Genomic DNA, 16357 nt, shown 5'->3' on the forward strand with positions numbered 1-16357 from the left:
TACCTATCCCCTCTCTTGATCCGGATTGGAATGAATCTGCATTTCAAACTGGCTGAACCTGAATTCCGCACTCCCCTCACTAACGAACAATCCCTTCCCTCCCTGCTGGAAATCATACAGCCGCGTGCTTAACGCAATCTCCCCGTTCACATAGACTACGCAAACCTGATCTTCCAGATAGACGCTTAACGAGCACGGGGTTCCGGGCAGCAATTGCAGCGGCCGCTCCATGCCGACGGCGTAAGGGACATCCCCCTTCCTCGGCCACTGGTCAACAACAATCCGGTTACGGCCCGGCTCCAGCCGGATCATATACCCCTGCCCGAACTCCTGATCGGTCCGCAGAACAATGCCGCAGCCCCGGGTGCCGGGAGCGAACGTTATCGTTGCCTCCAGCTTGCAGGCGCCGTCCGGTAATGGCCCCGCATAGGCACCGGCGAAGGAATCGGCTGCCATAACCGCAGCCGTGCTGCCGCTGAACTTCCAGCGTCCGAGCACTTCGGTGAAGGATAAAGCGCTTTCTTTATTGAACGCAGCATTCAGGGTATCCGGCACTTTTACAAGCAGCGCACCATCCGTGCCCTGTACGACTTCATGCACAACCAGATGTCCGCCCCATTGCCAGGTGCCCCCGTCATGCTCGCCTTCCCGCGTCGGGTTCCATCCGAATGCATAACGCCGCTCACCGTCAGTCCAGGTCTTGGCGGCATAGAATGCCCGGGTATCAAGTGCATCGTTCTCGGGCGCCAGCCAAGGCCCCTGCAGCGAGCGGCTCATCCGGTAATGCGTGACCGTACGGTCCGAGAATGTCGAGTACAGAAGGTACCACCAGTCCCCCATCCGGAACAGGTCCGGGCATTCATGAGTCGTATACAAATAGGGAGCCCAGAACGGATCGCGTACCTCCCAGCTGGTCAAGTCCTTGGAGGCGCATAGGGCAACGCAGCCGCGGCGACCCGCGGGACCTTCCTTCAAACGGGCGGCAAGGAGCATCCAATATTCCCCCGCCTCCTCGTTCCAGAACACAAACGGATCACGCCAGTCATGCTCCTCATAACCCTCCGTTGGTGCGTAGAAGGCATCCTCCGGCCGTTTTTCCCATTGTACAAAATCGCTGCTGACCGCATGCATCACTGCCTGCTGCGCCTTACCCTGCGCCGGATAATGAAAATTGTTGCCGGTATAGAAAATATGATACAGTCCGTCTTTTTTCAGCACGCATCCCGTATAGATATACAAGTCCTGCTCGGATACCCCGCCCCTCGGCAAAACCTCTCCGTATTCCTTGTAATGAATGAAATCCCGGGTCCCCAGCAGAAACCAGGGTGTGCCTTCACCGTGTCCTTCCCTGTCACGCCAATCTTTCAGATACAGCAGCTTGAACTCGCCGTCTTCATAGAACGGGATAACGTCGGCCAGCCAGCCGTCTTCAGGCTTGTAGAATAATTTGCTCATGCTGCTCGTTCACTCTCCTCCATACGGTTCATTAATTTCTTCCAGGATCGCCTTACCGCCAAGCCGGTTCCATTCCTTTACGAATCTATCGAATTCATCAATGGAAACCGCACCCATAATAATTTTGGTGAAGGTTTCTTTCTCGAGCCTATCCAGCATGGCCCACTTCTCGGTCATCGTAGGGGTCTGTCCGCCGAAGGCAGTCATCAGCAGCCGGTCGCCGCTATAATGATCCATGGTTGTCTCGAACCCGAAATATTGATGGGCAACGGCCCAATTGTCCATATTCCCGGTTGTCAGGTAATCAAGGGTCGGCCCGTATTTGTCGGTTTCGGTGAGCGCATCCTTCAGCAGGCTTCCATCCTCGTTCCTGATGGCCTCGCGCAGTAACGACAACGACTCTGCCACATCCTCGTTAGATACGCCGGATTGGACAAAGGACAGCCTGGAGGTGTTGATCCGTCCGCCGGCTTCTTCCACGGTAATGAATTCGCCTTCGCCGCGTCTGGAGCCGTGAACCACCTCTTCATGCAGGTTCAGCATTTTCACCACAGCCTCCGGGTGCTGATAGCCTTTGCGCACTACGACATATCCGCTGGCCGAGAATCCGACGCTGGCCTTGGCCGGCACACCATCCACTGAAGGCACCGGAAACGGCTTCCACTCCATTCCGGGGTTTTGGCGTACAGCATCCAGGAATACATAGGGATTCCAGTTGGCGCCGAACGTCATGCCGAGCTTGTTCGCGGAGATATCCTCCACTACCTGGTCGCTGTCCTTGACACCGAATTCCCGGTCCAGCTGCCCGGTCTTATACATCTCCTGAAGCTTGCCCAGCGCATGCTTCATCTCCGGCTGTATGGAGCCGTAGATCACCTGACCATTCCCGTCCTTGATCCAGGTCTGCGGATAAGCGTGATACGCATTGAAGAATCCGGTAACCGAGGCAATGCCGCCATACAGGTAATTATTGATGGCCAGGCCAAAGGTATCCTGCCGGTTGTTGCCGTCGGGATCTTGCCCCGTAAATGCATCGGCAATCGCAAACACCTCCTCCAGCGTTTTGGGCTCAGGCAGACCCAATTTGTCCAGCCAGTCCGTTCGCACCCACAGCAGATTGGCTTCGTAGATCGGAGCATTGACGATGGGAATCGCCAGCAGTTTGCCGTTGAACGTAGCGGAAGCCAAGGCCGCACCGCCGTCTCCCAGCTGCAGTTTTTTGGTGCGGCCGGAAGCGAAGCGCTCGTATACCGCCGTCAGATCTTCCAGTTGATCCGCATCCGCCAGCTGTTTGAGCTGGCCTGCGGAAACGGAGAACATCTCCGGCAGACTGCCCAATGCAATCAGGACATTCAGCTTGCGGCTGTACTCCCCCGGCAGGGCGGTCCAATCGTGTTCAATTTCGATGCCCAGCAGGCTGCGGTACTCCCGGTACCAGATATTATCTTCAATGCTGTCACCGCCGGGATACGTCCAGGTCTGATCGACCGGACGCGCGATATGAAGCTGAATCGGCGGATCGTATTTTCCAAACGGGTAGACTTCATGTTCCGCAGAGTTCAAAATTCTGCCTGTTCCGGGACTGCTCGCGCTCAGCAGCAGCGACAGAACGATTCCGTAAGACGTCAAGACTGCCACTCTCTTTCCCTTCACTTCTTATCCCCCTTCAATCTTGGAGGAGCTTCGTGAAAGTTCGCCTTATTTAGCATTATTATAGGCTCGCTTCCCCTGACCCCTCTACTCGCCGATTTTCACTTTTGATTATCCGATTTGGATAAGGTATGCCGCTCTCTGTATTCCTGGGGAGTAATGCCGGTCTCCTTCTTGAAAAAGCGGTAGAAGGATTGCTCCGTCATAAAGCCGACCGCTTTCGAAATGTCCTGCACAATCAGACTGCCGCCCTCCAGCAGCTTCTGGGCTTCAGTTAACCGGGAGGAAGCCACGTAATCCGGCAACGACTGGCCCGTTAAACGCTTATACAACCGGGTCAAGTAATACGGATTGTAGCCGACGACATCACCGATCCGGGTCAGTGAGAGATCGCCGGCCAAATGGTGCTCCACGTACAACCGGACGCGGGTAATCAAATCATGCTCGCGGTAGACCTGGTCATCTTGCTTTTGTTCAAACAACTGCATGGCCAGCGCCGACAAATAATCTTCCGCGCTCTCCCAAGAAGGGTGGGCCTCATAGCTTGTAAGCTTGTCCAAATCAATGGACTCTCCGATGACCTCATGCAGTTCCCAGCGGTTCATATAAGACAGCAACAAACACATGAGCGAATAGTAGATCTCCAGCTTCAGCCGGTTGTCAGTGCCACGCGCAGGGGAGGCCAACGCTGCCAGCTTGCCGAATTCGAGAAAAAAATGCTCCTGCTGTCCGTTGTCCAAATAAGCCGCCATGGCTCCCAGCTTCCCCAATTGGCTGCTAATTTCATGATTGTGCAGCTCTGCCTGCTGCGCCTCCTCTCCGGCCTCCTTGCCCCGTTCGATCAGGACAAGCTCCTTGCCCATGCCAAGTCCCCGTCCCAGCAGCGCCTTCAGGGTGCTGAACTGCCGGGGCGCCTCCTCCCAGGGGCGAAATGCTGCACCGGCCGAGAACGACAGCCGCAGCTTCAGCAGCCGCTTGCAGCTCATGGCGATCGTCTCAAGCGTCCCATGGATGAACCGGAGCGCCCGCTCCCTGTCCTCCGGAGCGTCTGCCATAGGCTGCAGCAGCCATAGCAGCTTGCTCTTCTCATAACGCAGACTGAGGCAGCGCACGGAGGGGAGCCAATATTCTTCGGCAATATTCCGGATAGCGTACAGCATCAGCTCCCTGTCTGCTACACTAAGCTCGTCCCGCCAATCGTCCACACGCCCGATGGTGAGCAGTACGCCGCGGGCAGCATTCAGCGGGCATTCCAGCTCCTGGAATTTATGTGCAAGCTGGCTTACGCCCGGGCTATCCCCCTGCATCAGCTCCAACAAATAATCGCCCAGCAGCATCGGGCGGACAAGCTGTAGCTGCCGGTGCGCGCGCTCGATCAGCTCTTCTGCTTCCACCGCCGCATCCAACTGTGCAGCAGCCTGCTCCACAGCGCGAAGAATCGCGTCCTCGCCTTCTGTCTTTAACAGATAGTCCACCCCGCCGCCACGCATGACTTGCTGTATATAATCAAATTCGTTATATCCGCTCAAAAAAATAATTTTGCACCACGGCCAGTGACGTCTGATTTCCTGCTGCAGCTCAAGCCCGTCCATTCCCGGCATACGGATATCGGACAATACAATATCGAACTTCATCTTCCCCAGCTGCTCCAGTGCCTCCGTAGCGGAATACGCACCGTATACCTCCAGCTCGAGCTTGTCCCAATGCCCGAACAGATCAAGCAGGTTCCGTACAATCCACCGTTCATTATCGACAATCAGCAGTCTGATCATGGCTGTCTCCCTTCTTCCCGTCTTATCATCAGCAGCACCTTCAATCCGCCCAGCCCGCTGCGTGACACCTCAATTCCGAACGCCGGACCATAGTTCAACTGAAGCCGGCGGTGCACATTGAGGATTCCTGTCGTCTCCATAGCTTCTTCAGCAAGAGCCAGCGTTCTGCGCAGCGCATGCAGCTGTTCATCATCCAGCGATTCGCCGTTGTCTTCTACCCCGATGACCAGCCGGTCCGCCCCTTCCTCCCGGAAGGTTACCCGCAGCATCCCTTCTGCCAGCTTGTTCTCCAGCCCGTGGGCATAAGCATTCTCAATTAATGGCTGGACAATGAGCCGAGGCACCATGGAAGCCTCCCACCCCTGCGGTATGGACTCCAGTTCGGCTGTAACCGTACCGGCAAAACGTATATTCTGAATCTCGACATAAGACCATGCGTGCTTCATCTCTGCAAGCAGACTGACCTGCTCTGCTCCACTACGTGTAATAAACTGAAAATAGCCACTGAGATGGTGAAGCATCCGCTCGGCTACTTCATGTTCCCTCATACGAACGAGACCCTGCAGAATGAAGAAGGTGTTGTAGAAAAAATGGGGGTTAATCTGCGATTGCAATTGCTTAAGCTCGGATTGCTGGGATCTGATTCTCTGCTCATACACCTCATGAATCAACTCCTGAATCCGCTCCAGCATATGGTTGAAGTGGTTATATACATAATTGAATTCATCCTGATTGCCGTGATAGAGCCTGACACTCAGATCACCCATCTCCACTCTCCGGAAGGAAGTAATCAGCCGCCTCATCGGCTTATGAATAAACCTGTATATCCAGTAAGAGAAAACTACGGCGAGCAGCAAAGCGACTAGCGACTCTCCCCAAATCCAGTTGCGATGCTTGTTCAGCGGCTCTAGCACCGTCTCCGCAGGAACAAATACGGCCAAAGTCGTCCCCAGCAGTGATGAATATTCACTGGCTCCAAAATAGTCAATGCCTGCTGACTCCAGCCGGTATTGGCCGGACTCGCCGCTGTCGTCGAGCAGTTCTCCCCGCAGTGCTTCCCCGAACGCAGCCAGCAGCGAGTCCTCCACGCCGGAGGCAATCTGCCACTGGCCGCCGATGTCCATCCATACAGCTCCGCCGCCCTCGCCCTCCGCCATGCTGGAGAGTGAGCGGAGAATCTCCGGGCGTGACAGCTGAATTTCGATGGCCAGCACAGGCGGCCGGCCGGCGTACACCGCATCGGGGTACACGCCGCTCATCAGCAGCTTCTCGCCCATGCCGAAGATCGGTGATTTCATGTGAGCCGGGTTCAGAATGCCCTCCAGTTCTTCAAGCGGCATCTCACTGTCGAAATTGTTGGCATTGATGCTTCGGTCCAGGGAAGGAATATACAGCTTAACGTTCTCCACGAACGGGCTGGAGCTTTTGAGCAAATACAATTTACTCTTGGCGGATAACAAGGCGCGGGTCCGTTCATAGTCGTTCAACTGGTTGGGAACCGTCGCCAGCAAGAGCAAATCGTCATCATTGACATACTCCAGCTTCAGCCGCGTAAGCCGGGTCAGCTCTGTCTCCAGCGAAGTCAGATAGAAGTGGACACGGCTGGCCATGGATTCCGAGATTTGCTTCTGGACAACCTCCTGTCCGGATTGATTCATGACCAGACCCCACAGGTAGAGCGGAATAATGACAAGCAAGAAAGCCATAACAAGTTTGGGATAAATTGAAAGCGTTCTCATAAACCTGATCAACAGCATCTCTCTCCTTCCACAAGCCTCCCCTGTAGTCCCATCATACCTCTGCAGCAGGCCCTTAAACAATAATAAAGAGAGGCGGTTAGCCTCTCACATTTCAAGCAGAAATTGTATGGTTTTGTCCTCGAAGCCCGGCAGCCGTTCATGGATGAAATCGGGATAGATCTCCAGTTTCTTCTCGCAGCGGATTCGGTTGTAGGCGGCGAATTGTGTCGAAGGCGGACACACCGTATCCAGCAATCCCACACCCATCATCACCTTGCCGCTGATCCGGTCCGCCAGATGTTGAACATCAATATAGCCGAGCCGTTCAAAAATCTCATCCTCCCGCAGGTGCTGGGGATCGCGGTGACGGAAAAACGTCCGCAGTTCCTCGTAAGCATCTCGGGCCAGGTCCATTTCCCATACCCGTTTATAATCACACAGGAACGGAACACTGGGTGCAGCCCGGTTGATCCGCGGCTCAAGCGCCGCACAGGCCAGCGCCAGCCCCCCTCCCTGCGATCCGCCGATTGCACCGACGCGGGCCGCATCCACTTCCGGCATGTCCATTACAATTCCAGCGAGCTGTGCCGTATCAAGATAGATCTGCCGGAACAGCAGCCGTTCGGGCGCATCATCCAGTCCGCGAATTAAGTGCCCTTTATGTGTGGTTCCTTTGACCCCGCCAACATCTTCGGACAGTCCTCCCTGGCCTCTGCAATCCAATGTGGCTATAGTAAAGCCCAAGGATGCATAGATTAGCTTGTCGGCCCAGTCATCCGAATGGTGGGCGTACCCATGGAACTGCACTACCGCCGGGTGCGGACCTGCAACATGCTTCGGCTTGACCAGCTTCGCATGGATACGCGCTCCGCCTGTCCCCGTGAAATACAAATGGAAGCATTCGGCGAACGGAACCTGAAACTCGCTTCTCACCAGTTCAACACGGGCATCCGTATTTCTCATCTCTTGCAGTGCTTGTTCCCAATAAGCCTCGAAGTTGGCCGGACGGGGATTACGTCCCTCATAAGTCAATAATTGTTCTAACGGCATATCGACTAACGGCATTAATAAGCACCTCCGTCTCTTGGTTTGTGTGTCCCATATCAAATACAGTACAATGTTGCCAGCAACGCAGATTAGCCCGGAAGAAGAGGAGGCCGAACCATGAGCTTGTTGTTCAACCTGCCCGAAGTCAAGGAATTGCTGCGCAATTTCTATACATTGACCGGTATTCGCACCGTGATTTTCGACAATTCCTTTACTGAGCTGGCTGCCTATCCCACCCGCCATTCGACATATTGCCATATCATTCGCAGTGATCCGCGCGCGGAGGCCCAGTGCATCCTCTGTGACCAGGCAGCCTGCACCCAAGTGAAAAAGGAGAAAACCCTCTACACCTATCAATGTCATGCCGGACTTACCGAAACGGTGGTTCCTATTCAAACGGACAATCAGGTCATCGGATATATTATGTTCGGCCAATTGCTGCAGACCGGGTCCCGTGATGAGTTATGGGAGAAGGTCTGTGAGAATATGAGTCCCTATAATGTGGATATGAATAAACTGTACAGCGCCTTCCAGCGCAAAAAACACATCTCCAAGGAAGTCATTGATGCTTACGCCAAAACCATGGAGATGAGCGCCAGCTACCTGTATCTATCCCGGATGCTGGTTCTGAAGGAGGATACGCTGGCACAAAAGATCGACGGTTATATTACAGAGCATATCCAGGAACCGCTCTCCGTTCCCGTTCTGTGCAAAGCATTCAGCATCAGCAAATCCCATCTCTATAAGCTCTCGGAGCAGAACTTTGGCATGGGCATTGCAGAATATATCCGTAGCCTCCGTATCCAAATGGCCAAAAGGCTGCTGGGTGACACCGACAGTCCGATTTACGAAATTGCGGAGCAAGTCGGCATTCCCGATTATAATTACTTTACCAAAGCCTTCAAAAGGGTCACCGGCACATTGCCCAGAGTCTACCGCAAAGAAAACACTTTACAAGGACGCACTCCGGGCCGTTTCTGATCGCACCCGAATTGGAAGCGTATACATCAGAGGTGGCAGCTAGCGTCACTAGCCTCTGTTATCACCCCCGGCTTCTAGCAATTCTGCCCTGCCCTGCTCTGTGCTGATCTTATCATCCGTTCCCTGGACCAAAATAGTAATATTCGTTTGAATTAATAGTCATTTTGTTTCAAGGGTGTGGATTATAGGCGGCGTGCCTATCTTATCACAAGACAAAAAAAAGCCGGCATTCGCCGGCTCTTACTTAAATCCAAGCGCGAAGATTCACCTGCTTGATGAAATCCGCCTGGGACAAACCTTCTTGGGATGTTGTCTCTATCTCTTCCACTTCAACTTCTTCGCCGTTCATCAGGTGATGGAACAGCTTCTCGTTGTACGTTGACAGTGCATAATCTATCAGCGCTTCGTGCGTGGCTCTCTCGGCTTCTGCTACCAGCAATTGCTCCTCGGCCTCAATATCCTCTGCCGTAACATAGAAATTCCGGTTAGCTTCGGGAACACGAATGACATAATCAAACGCATTATCAGGATTGCGGTCGTAAGCAATCAGGTAGCCATAGTCTCCGATAGGAAGACTCTGCTCAAAAGCGTCCGCGACAATGACAATCTTCTCTCCTAAACGCAGCATCATCCTACCTCCTGACCAAATCTATCATGGATCTGCTTGTTTCAACAGTCTACTAAAAAAAGATAGAGCTGTCCAGCAGCAGGATGATGGTACGATGAATTTCCGCAGAAAACAGTCTGAAAATTCATGAAAGATCGCTTACTTATTGCAAAGCTTGCTATACTGGCAATTTATTCCTCCCAGCCAGCAGTGAGGCACCGGCAATACAAATAATAATCAGGAGCACGGCGGAGACAATGGGCGCCAAGCTTACTCCGGTGCCTCCATCTGCAAGCACACCGGCAGACATTCCCGGCAGAGAAGCAGGCATCCAGTTCAGCTTAACCGGCAACAGGCCATGGACGAGGCTCATGACCGCTGCCAGCAGGAGAGCTAGACCGGCAGCAGCAGGCCCGCGCAGCCAGGCACTGAAGAGCAGCGTAAGCGACACCGCACAGAGCAGCCACAGCGCATACAGTCCGGACGCTGCAATCACATCCCGCCAGGATAGAGCCCCCATAAGCTGTACTGTATAATAAGCCGCTCCCGCTGCCCCCAGCCCAATGGCAATAACCAGCACTGTGAAGTTCGCGGTCCATTTGGCTGCAACAATGGATATTGAGGAGACCGGCTTCGCCATTAACAGTTCTGAGGTGCCGCTGCTGCGTTCACCTGCCAGGCTGTTCATCGTTCCCAGCACCAGAATCAGCATCCCAATTGTTCCATACTGGCCCAGGGCCTGAGCCATTACAGAGGACGCGGCCGGTCTCTCCATATTCTCCATCAATTCAGCCGGGACATTGGAAGAGAACGCCAGGATATCCGCCATATAAAAGCTGACCAGCGGCTGCATAATTCCCAGAACAATAAACACCACCGGAATCCAAATCAGCTTATAGCTGCGCACACTCTCCAGCATCTCCTTCAAATATAGAGCCCAAAGTCTCCTCATGTTCCCACCACCTTCATGAACAGGTCCTCCAGTGTCGATGAGCCTGCTTCAAATTGCAGCAGCGGAATATCCAGCTCCACAGCTTCCTGCAAGAGCGTCCGGCGGGCGAGTGCTACATCTGTGACGTTGAACACGGCCTTACCATCCGAAATTAGCGCTTCTTCAATAAAGTCCTTGTGTCTAAGCGCTTCAAGCCAGCGGATAGCCGAATCTTCTTTCCTTGTAGTGAGCCGGATTACCGGTAGACTGTACTCTGCGCGGAGACTGGACAAGGTTCCTTGAACGGCTATAGTCCCCTTGTTCATCAATACGACATCATCGCATATCTCTTCCGCATCATGCAGCACATGCGTGGAGAAAATAACAGTTGTCTCCTCCCGGATGTCCCTGAGCAGCTCCATGACTTCCCGGCGTCCGATAGGATCAAGCGCAGAGACAGGCTCATCCAGCAAAAGCAGGCGCGGTCGGTGTACCAGGGCCTGGCCCAGCCCAAGGCGCTGCTTCATCCCCCCGGAATAACCGCCAATCCGTCGCCGTGCCGCAGAGCCTAGTCCCACACGCTCCAGCACAGCGCCCGATGCCGCCGCAGCCTCCCGTGCATTCATGCCGCTCATCCTGGCGGCAAATAAGATGTATTCGTGACCGCTCATCCAGTTGTAAAAAGCCGGGGCTTGGGGGAGATAACCCAAATACTGACGGTAATCCGTCCCCGGAGAGCCCCCGCCAAAAGTGATCGTTCCGGCAGTCTGCGGCAGAAGACCGGCAAGCATACGCAGCGTTGTAGTCTTCCCGGCTCCATTGGGTCCGAGCAGCGCGACACAGCGTCCTGCTTCAATTCCAAAGCTGATGCCGTTCACCGAGGGATGCCCCTTAAAGCTCTTGTGAAGATCCTTGACCTCAAGCAGCGGCATCAGAATTCTTTCCTTCCCAGAGTGAAGTAAGCCACGCTGCCCAGCAGGTTGCCAAAAATCAAGAACAGAACCCACATCCATTTCGGTCCGCGTACTTGCTCTGTCTTGCTCAATGAAATCAGACCGATTATTGCCAGCACTACCTGCAGTGCAAGCAGCGGCCCAATCAATCCCCAATTCAAATCCTTCATAAAGGTATCCTCCTTGTCTCCCTGGCAAGGGACGATTGTCTCAGCGGCTCCTTCCAGCCTTCCGTTTGCGCTTATCTGGAAGAACTACAAACAGCAGGTAACATACTGCCGGTGACGGTGCACCGGTAAGTCCCCAGATTCCCCAGAACCAGGCCTTCATCCCCTGACCTCTGTCCCTGGCATCACGGAACAGCCAGGTTCCCTGCAGCAGCAGCACAACTGCAAGAATTATCCAAATCCAAACAGGTATCTCCTGCAGCTCCTTCACGATTATGATTCCTCCCGCCCGTGTCTGATCCGCGCTGCTCCCAGGCTGCCAAGTGCGCTCAGAATGAACACTGCCTGCAGACTCCAATACAGCACCGGCGCCGTACTTAGAACAGAAATCACTATGGTAACCAGCACAAGAGCCACTAGAATGAATAGCAGCAGTTCCTTACGGCGCCGCTTCCTCCGGCGGACAGCTTCCCCGGCAATTAGCTGCTCCAGCTCCGGCAAGGAGGGCGGAGTAACATCGGCGTACAGCATATCCAGATGATCCAGTTCTTCGGACAGCTTACCCAGCAGCTCCTCGTCACTCTTAAACCTCATCCTCATTCAGCTCCTTTCGCAGTTGACCCAGTCCGGCAGCTACCCGTGATTTGACCGTTCCGGAAGGGATCTCCAGCATCTCCCCGATCTCATCGTAGCTGTATCCGTAATAATGCTTCAGCAGCACAGCCATTCTGTGCGCAGAGGATAGACGCGACAAGGCGTCGAGCACTTCACTCCACTCCATATTCCGGCTCTCAAAGCTCCAGCGCAGACTGCGGTTCCCCTGCTCCTGCATCTGCCCTTCCCGCCACTGTGCCTCCCGGCTCCAGCGCCGCTTACGGTCAATATACAACCGGCTGCCAATGGTAATTAGCCATGAAGAGAATGCCGAGGTACCATTATAAGTCCCGATCTTCTCCATGCATCTGACCATCGTGTCCTGAGCAATCTCTTCCGCAAGCAAAGGGTCAAGTGTCGCTTTGATCAGATACTTGTACAGGAAGGGATAATGCTCCCGCAGCAACACCGCCAGTGCGGCAGCGTCACCCTGCTGTGCCTGACTGATCATCTCCAGCGTCGTGTCGCCCATAGCCCCTCCCCTTATCTCTTCTGTCACACCTGTAATACGTCTATGTAATAGTTATCGTTCATTCCGAGTCAGAATTATTCTGCAGCTCCCACAGTCTGCGTCTCCATGGCTGAATAGCGCCCTTGCCTCCGGGAAAGCTCCAGAACAGCGTATACTTAGTATCACTCTTCCCGGCCGGATCATTCACTTCATTCCGCTCCGCTATCAATGAATCTTTCGCTTCTAATTCCCCGTAATCCAACTGGCAATGCATATTATCCTTCATTCTGCTTCCCCCAATAAAATTCATCTCTATAGGCAAAAAAAAGAACGCAAACCGGGATTATTCCACAGTCTGCGTGCTTCGCGAGGTAAATGTTACATTTAATTAACCATATTGTAACAATCTGGCCCCGGCTTGTCTACCTCTAATTTCCCGGTTTGTGTCAGATCCGGCCAAAAGATGTCGTTACACGGCAAACGGAAACGGCTTTGGCGTTCTCTTACATCGGAACATAAGGGTTGTGAAGCTTCTCATAGCCGATGGAGGTTCGCGGACCATGTCCGGGGAACACTCTCACTTCCTCGTCCAGCCGGTACAGCTTGCCGCGGATCGAGTCGATCAGATCCCGTTCTCTGCCGCCCGGAAGATCGGTACGTCCCACTCCCATTTTGAACAAGACATCACCAGCGAACAAATCATTCCCGCACAGGAAGCTGACGCTTCCCGGTGAATGTCCCGGCGTATGCAGCACCCGGAAAGAAAGGCCTAGCAGCTTCAGAATCTGGCCTTCCGCCAGATCGTATTCTGCCGGATCTGTGCTGACGGGAGGCGTGGTATCAGGCCACATCAAGGAGCCGTTCAGCTTCGGGCTGCCCAGCCACTCGCTCTCCAGCGGATGGATATAGACCGGGCACTTCTTCGCTTTGCGGACCTCGTCCAGCCCGGCAATATGGTCAAAATGGGCATGCGTCAGCAGAATCGCTTCAATCTCCATTCCCTCAGCGCCGCGGAGCAGACCCGCAGGATTAGCACCCGGATCAATGATGACACCGCGCTTAGGGTCTGCCCCCGTCAGAAGGTAGGCATTGGTCTGGAGTGCCCCCAGATTATAAGAACGAATATTAAGCATCGGCATTAGAATCCGGAGATCAGACTGCGCAGCTCTTTGGCGATAACTGCGTGTGATTCCGTTCCTTCTCCGTAGGCTTGCCCCATTGCTTTGCGCACTTCGGTAATTTTGCTGTCATAGTCCGCTGCTTCGCGGTCCGGGTTCTCCCGTTTGAATTCTCTCATCAGGGTCTGGACATGCTCCGGACGCGGTCCCCACTGCCCCAGTACATAACCTCCGGTGTCTGCAAAAATCACGATGGGAACGGAACGGCCGCCCATGGTCAGGAAGTTATCCATCAGGTCCTGGTTCTCTTCGAGAATCAGCACTTCCGTCTTGATACCCGCAGTCTCCAGAATCCGGAAGACCACCGGGACATTGCGGACCACATCTCCGCACCAGTCCGCAGCCAGAATCAGCACACGCAGATCATCACGGTGATTCAGGCTCTCGAAATATTCGCGGTCACTCTCGTCTTCCCAGGTGAACTTCTCATACCAGGATTCAAAAGCCTGCTGGTTCTTCGTCATCGCTTCCACGAACTGGCGCGGAGTCAGGCCTTGGCCAAATTTGGATGCTACATTCTGCTTCATACTGCACTACCCTTCTTTTTGGATTTGTACCACTTGAACAGGAAATACAGAATAATTACCGCAATAGCGCCAAGAAGAATCTCATGAGTGTACTTGGCTGCGACCTCATCAATGGTCTCCCACTTGTCTCCAAGCGTATACCCCAGATAGACAAACAACGCGCTCCATGGAATGACTGCAAGGGTTGTCAGCAAAGTGAATTTGCCCAGCGGCATGCGGGAAATACCGGCCGGGACCGATATGGCATGGCGGACAACCGGGATAAAGCGGGCGGTGAAAATCACACCGGTTCCATACTTTTGAAACCATTCTTCAGAGTGGTCAATATGCTTTTTGGAGATGAAAATGTACTTGCCGTACTTCTCCAGCACAGGCCTGCCGCCATAACGGCCAATCCAATAAACAAAGATCTGGGCGATCACTCCCCCGACGGTACCGAACAGCACGGCGCCAAAAAAGTTAATATCGCCTTGTGAGACCAAATAGCCGCCAAAAGCCAGGACAATCTCACTTGGAATGACTTCAATCATGAGCCCGATCATAATTCCAAAGTAGCCCAGAGACTGAATCCATTCAAACAAATGTGAAATGACATCAGATATAAAGTGCACTGCAGGTCTCCTCCCGTATGGCGTAATAGCCTGGTATTCTGCTGGCAGAACCCATCTGCTTAACCGCTCTATGTATCCAGCTTCTCCTAGCCTATTCTAGCATATGCAGGCTTACGACTTCTAGTTGAGGAATACAAGTGGAAAGGGGTTGGGCATTCTTTTAAAGGGCGGCAGCGTTTCAGCGGGACATAGAAGGATAATTTATAGCGTGAAACATATATGAGTTTCTATATTGACAAAGATTGGAATCGACACATAATATATATTTAGATAATTATTTAAATGTCGAAAGGAGGACATGGAGTTGAATGAATCGTTCAAAGCGCTCGCTGACCCGACCCGGAGGCAAATTCTCCGGCTGCTGCGTGAAAAGGACCGGACGGCCGGGGAAATCGCCGATTTTTTCAATATGACGAAGCCCAGCATCTCTCACCACCTCAATGCGCTGAAGCACGCGGGGCTGGTGCAGGACGAACGTAACGGGCAATTCATCGTCTATTCGCTGGACTCCACGGTACTTGAAGAGGTGCTTGGCTGGTTTCTCGAATTGACGGGTACAGGCAAGGGCAGTACGGACAGCCAACCCGAAGAACATGCGGATGTTGGCTCAAAGGGTTCAGGACCCAAAAGGAAAAAGTAACCCGCACGCTATTAAACATACGGAGGATGAACATTGATGAAGAATTTCACATGGAAGTGGCAGGATACGCTGATTGTCATTCTCGGGTTCCTCTCACTGGGCTATGCGCTGGTGAATTACGGCAGGCTGCCGGATCAGCTTCCCGCCCAATTCAGTCTTACCGGCAAGGTTAACACTTACTGGAGCAAGGGTTCGGTTATTGCTTTGTTCTCTTTTATGGGATTGATTTTTCCTTTGGCGATACAGTTTATACGTAATATTGATCCCAAGGGAGAGAATTATAATAAGTTCCAGGGGGCTTACAAAATGGGCCGTCTCACCATTGCCGTCATATGTGATGCCGCCCTTGTGCTGTCGGTGAGCTACGGGCTGGATGAGCATTTCACCGCCGCGAAGTGGGCTACTGTAAGTGTGGGACTGCTGCTGGCTGTAATCGGGAATTTCCTGCCGCAGATCAGGGATAATTATTTCACGGGAGTCCGCACGCCTTGGACGCTGCATAACCCTGCCGTATGGCGGAGAACCCACCGTTTCTCCGGAAGAATGTGGGTGACCGGTGGTCTGCTAATTGCGCTTGCGGCCTTCATGCCCGCTACGCTGTCGATCAGCATGATCATCACCGCTCTGGTAATCATGACTATTGTCCCTATTGTGTACTCATGGCTGATCTCACGGAGTGTAAAAGTCTGAGATTAGTCCGGGGATGGCTAGAAACTGTGGCTTGGGTAATGGGCGGCGGCGGCAGTCCTAGTACAGCGTCAATTAAATTTATGGATTGGGTCAGTAAAGCGATAACACCTATTATTGTGTTCGGTTTTTCGCATACATTGGGCCCGAGGACTGCACTCTTTTAGTCCTTCAGGCCTCATCATGCCCACCCACTATTTTTAATCTGATGCGCTACTAGTACAGTGTCAGGTTTAAAAGGGTGGATAAGCTTGTTAAACTCCACCCCGAAATCTAACGGACCGGAGAGACCTTATCCCCACGAAAA

At 53.3% G+C, this 16357-nt stretch carries 19 protein-coding genes; 3 read left to right on the plus strand and 16 right to left on the minus strand.

Annotated elements, in window-relative coordinates; translation table 11 throughout:
• Positions 1-3: 3 nt before the first annotated feature.
• The 5 genes from MKY12_RS26920 to MKY12_RS26940 form a co-directional block, all read right to left on the minus strand.
• Positions 4-1455: a family 43 glycosylhydrolase gene (locus MKY12_RS26920; protein ID WP_339311587.1), complete on the minus strand. Its 1452-nt coding sequence runs from the start codon at positions 1453-1455 to the stop codon at positions 4-6.
• 9 nt (positions 1456-1464) lie between these two features.
• Complete coding sequence (locus MKY12_RS26925; protein WP_339311588.1) at positions 1465-3108, minus strand: extracellular solute-binding protein; 1644 nt, start codon at positions 3106-3108, stop codon at positions 1465-1467.
• Positions 3109-3206: 98 nt separating this feature from the next.
• Positions 3207-4877 carry a response regulator gene (locus tag MKY12_RS26930; RefSeq protein WP_339311589.1) on the minus strand — a complete coding sequence of 557 codons (1671 nt, stop codon included), beginning with the start codon at positions 4875-4877 and terminating at the stop codon, positions 3207-3209.
• A complete protein-coding gene (locus MKY12_RS26935; RefSeq protein WP_339311591.1) occupies positions 4874-6583 on the minus strand; it encodes a histidine kinase in 1710 nt (569 codons plus the stop codon). The genes MKY12_RS26930 and MKY12_RS26935 overlap by 4 nt, the downstream gene beginning before the upstream one ends.
• A gap of 138 nt (positions 6584-6721) precedes the next feature.
• Positions 6722-7681 (minus strand): acetylxylan esterase, encoded by a 960-nt coding sequence (locus MKY12_RS26940; RefSeq protein ID WP_339311592.1) that lies wholly within the window; start codon positions 7679-7681, stop codon positions 6722-6724.
• A gap of 99 nt (positions 7682-7780) precedes the next feature.
• Here MKY12_RS26940 and MKY12_RS26945 point away from each other — a divergent pair, with 99 nt between their 5' ends.
• Complete coding sequence (locus MKY12_RS26945) at positions 7781-8644, plus strand: PocR ligand-binding domain-containing protein (RefSeq protein WP_339311593.1); 864 nt, start codon at positions 7781-7783, stop codon at positions 8642-8644.
• A 244-nt stretch (positions 8645-8888) separates the two neighbouring features.
• Here the strand turns inward: MKY12_RS26945 and MKY12_RS26950 are convergent, their stop codons facing one another.
• The 11 genes from MKY12_RS26950 to MKY12_RS27000 all read right to left on the minus strand — a co-directional run bounded on the left by MKY12_RS26950 (position 8889) and on the right by MKY12_RS27000 (position 14723).
• On the minus strand, positions 8889-9272 hold the full coding sequence (locus tag MKY12_RS26950; protein WP_339314978.1) for an ATPase: 384 nt from the start codon (positions 9270-9272) through the stop codon (positions 8889-8891).
• Positions 9273-9429: 157 nt separating this feature from the next.
• Positions 9430-10203, minus strand: a complete 774-nt coding sequence (locus tag MKY12_RS26955) for an ABC transporter permease subunit (RefSeq protein ID WP_339311594.1) — start codon at positions 10201-10203, stop codon at positions 9430-9432.
• Entirely contained in the window at positions 10200-11114 is a 915-nt protein-coding gene (locus MKY12_RS26960) for an ABC transporter ATP-binding protein (protein ID WP_339311595.1), read from the minus strand. Before MKY12_RS26960 ends, MKY12_RS26955 begins: the two co-directional genes overlap by 4 nt.
• Positions 11114-11305 (minus strand): PLD nuclease N-terminal domain-containing protein, encoded by a 192-nt coding sequence (locus MKY12_RS26965; RefSeq protein WP_036726214.1) that lies wholly within the window; start codon positions 11303-11305, stop codon positions 11114-11116. The genes MKY12_RS26960 and MKY12_RS26965 overlap by 1 nt, the downstream gene beginning before the upstream one ends.
• 40 nt (positions 11306-11345) lie before the next feature.
• Positions 11346-11573: a hypothetical protein gene (locus MKY12_RS26970; RefSeq protein WP_339311596.1), complete on the minus strand. Its 228-nt coding sequence runs from the start codon at positions 11571-11573 to the stop codon at positions 11346-11348.
• Positions 11574-11575: 2 nt separating this feature from the next.
• Positions 11576-11896 (minus strand): YxlC family protein, encoded by a 321-nt coding sequence (locus MKY12_RS26975; protein WP_209879987.1) that lies wholly within the window; start codon positions 11894-11896, stop codon positions 11576-11578.
• The gene (sigY, locus tag MKY12_RS26980; protein ID WP_209880030.1) at positions 11886-12428 is read right to left on the minus strand and encodes an RNA polymerase sigma factor SigY; all 543 of its coding nucleotides are present in this window, start codon (positions 12426-12428) and stop codon (positions 11886-11888) included. The genes MKY12_RS26975 and sigY overlap by 11 nt, the downstream gene beginning before the upstream one ends.
• A gap of 58 nt (positions 12429-12486) precedes the next feature.
• Positions 12487-12693: a hypothetical protein gene (locus MKY12_RS26985; protein ID WP_339311597.1), complete on the minus strand. Its 207-nt coding sequence runs from the start codon at positions 12691-12693 to the stop codon at positions 12487-12489.
• A gap of 217 nt (positions 12694-12910) precedes the next feature.
• Positions 12911-13540 carry an MBL fold metallo-hydrolase gene (locus tag MKY12_RS26990; protein ID WP_036726226.1) on the minus strand — a complete coding sequence of 210 codons (630 nt, stop codon included), beginning with the start codon at positions 13538-13540 and terminating at the stop codon, positions 12911-12913.
• A 5-nt stretch (positions 13541-13545) separates the two neighbouring features.
• Positions 13546-14112 carry a thioredoxin family protein gene (locus tag MKY12_RS26995; RefSeq protein WP_036726219.1) on the minus strand — a complete coding sequence of 189 codons (567 nt, stop codon included), beginning with the start codon at positions 14110-14112 and terminating at the stop codon, positions 13546-13548.
• Positions 14109-14723: a DedA family protein gene (locus tag MKY12_RS27000; protein ID WP_036726220.1), complete on the minus strand. Its 615-nt coding sequence runs from the start codon at positions 14721-14723 to the stop codon at positions 14109-14111. Before MKY12_RS27000 ends, MKY12_RS26995 begins: the two co-directional genes overlap by 4 nt.
• Before the next feature lie 304 nt (positions 14724-15027).
• Between MKY12_RS27000 and MKY12_RS27005 the strand changes: the two genes are divergently transcribed.
• On the plus strand, positions 15028-15363 hold the full coding sequence (locus MKY12_RS27005; RefSeq protein ID WP_209879964.1) for an autorepressor SdpR family transcription factor: 336 nt from the start codon (positions 15028-15030) through the stop codon (positions 15361-15363).
• A 36-nt stretch (positions 15364-15399) separates the two neighbouring features.
• Positions 15400-16053: an SdpI family protein gene (locus MKY12_RS27010; RefSeq protein WP_339311599.1), complete on the plus strand. Its 654-nt coding sequence runs from the start codon at positions 15400-15402 to the stop codon at positions 16051-16053.
• Positions 16054-16357 lie beyond the last annotated feature (304 nt).

The sequence above is a fragment of the Paenibacillus sp. FSL M7-0896 genome (assembly GCF_037975415.1).
GTDB lineage: Bacteria > Bacillota > Bacilli > Paenibacillales > Paenibacillaceae > Paenibacillus_AQ > Paenibacillus_AQ silagei.

Coding starts and splice junctions, on each gene's coding strand:
- MKY12_RS26955 (WP_339311594.1), bottom strand. CDS start 10,203: ATGAGGAGACTTTGGGCTCTATATTTGAAGGAGATGCTGGAGAGTGTG.
- MKY12_RS26945 (WP_339311593.1), top strand. CDS start 7,781: ATGAGCTTGTTGTTCAACCTGCCCGAAGTCAAGGAATTGCTGCGCAAT.
- MKY12_RS26965 (WP_036726214.1), bottom strand. CDS start 11,305: ATGAAGGATTTGAATTGGGGATTGATTGGGCCGCTGCTTGCACTGCAG.
- MKY12_RS26935 (WP_339311591.1), bottom strand. CDS start 6,583: ATGGCTTTCTTGCTTGTCATTATTCCGCTCTACCTGTGGGGTCTGGTC.
- MKY12_RS26950 (WP_339314978.1), bottom strand. CDS start 9,272: ATGCTGCGTTTAGGAGAGAAGATTGTCATTGTCGCGGACGCTTTTGAG.
- MKY12_RS26960 (WP_339311595.1), bottom strand. CDS start 11,114: ATGCCGCTGCTTGAGGTCAAGGATCTTCACAAGAGCTTTAAGGGGCAT.
- MKY12_RS26995 (WP_036726219.1), bottom strand. CDS start 14,112: ATGAAGCAGAATGTAGCATCCAAATTTGGCCAAGGCCTGACTCCGCGC.
- MKY12_RS26920 (WP_339311587.1), bottom strand. CDS start 1,455: ATGAGCAAATTATTCTACAAGCCTGAAGACGGCTGGCTGGCCGACGTT.
- MKY12_RS26990 (WP_036726226.1), bottom strand. CDS start 13,540: ATGCTTAATATTCGTTCTTATAATCTGGGGGCACTCCAGACCAATGCC.
- sigY (WP_209880030.1), bottom strand. CDS start 12,428: ATGGGCGACACGACGCTGGAGATGATCAGTCAGGCACAGCAGGGTGAC.
- MKY12_RS26985 (WP_339311597.1), bottom strand. CDS start 12,693: ATGAAGGATAATATGCATTGCCAGTTGGATTACGGGGAATTAGAAGCG.
- MKY12_RS26930 (WP_339311589.1), bottom strand. CDS start 4,877: ATGATCAGACTGCTGATTGTCGATAATGAACGGTGGATTGTACGGAAC.
- MKY12_RS26940 (WP_339311592.1), bottom strand. CDS start 7,681: ATGCCGTTAGTCGATATGCCGTTAGAACAATTATTGACTTATGAGGGA.
- MKY12_RS27010 (WP_339311599.1), top strand. CDS start 15,400: ATGAAGAATTTCACATGGAAGTGGCAGGATACGCTGATTGTCATTCTC.
- MKY12_RS26975 (WP_209879987.1), bottom strand. CDS start 11,896: ATGAGGTTTAAGAGTGACGAGGAGCTGCTGGGTAAGCTGTCCGAAGAA.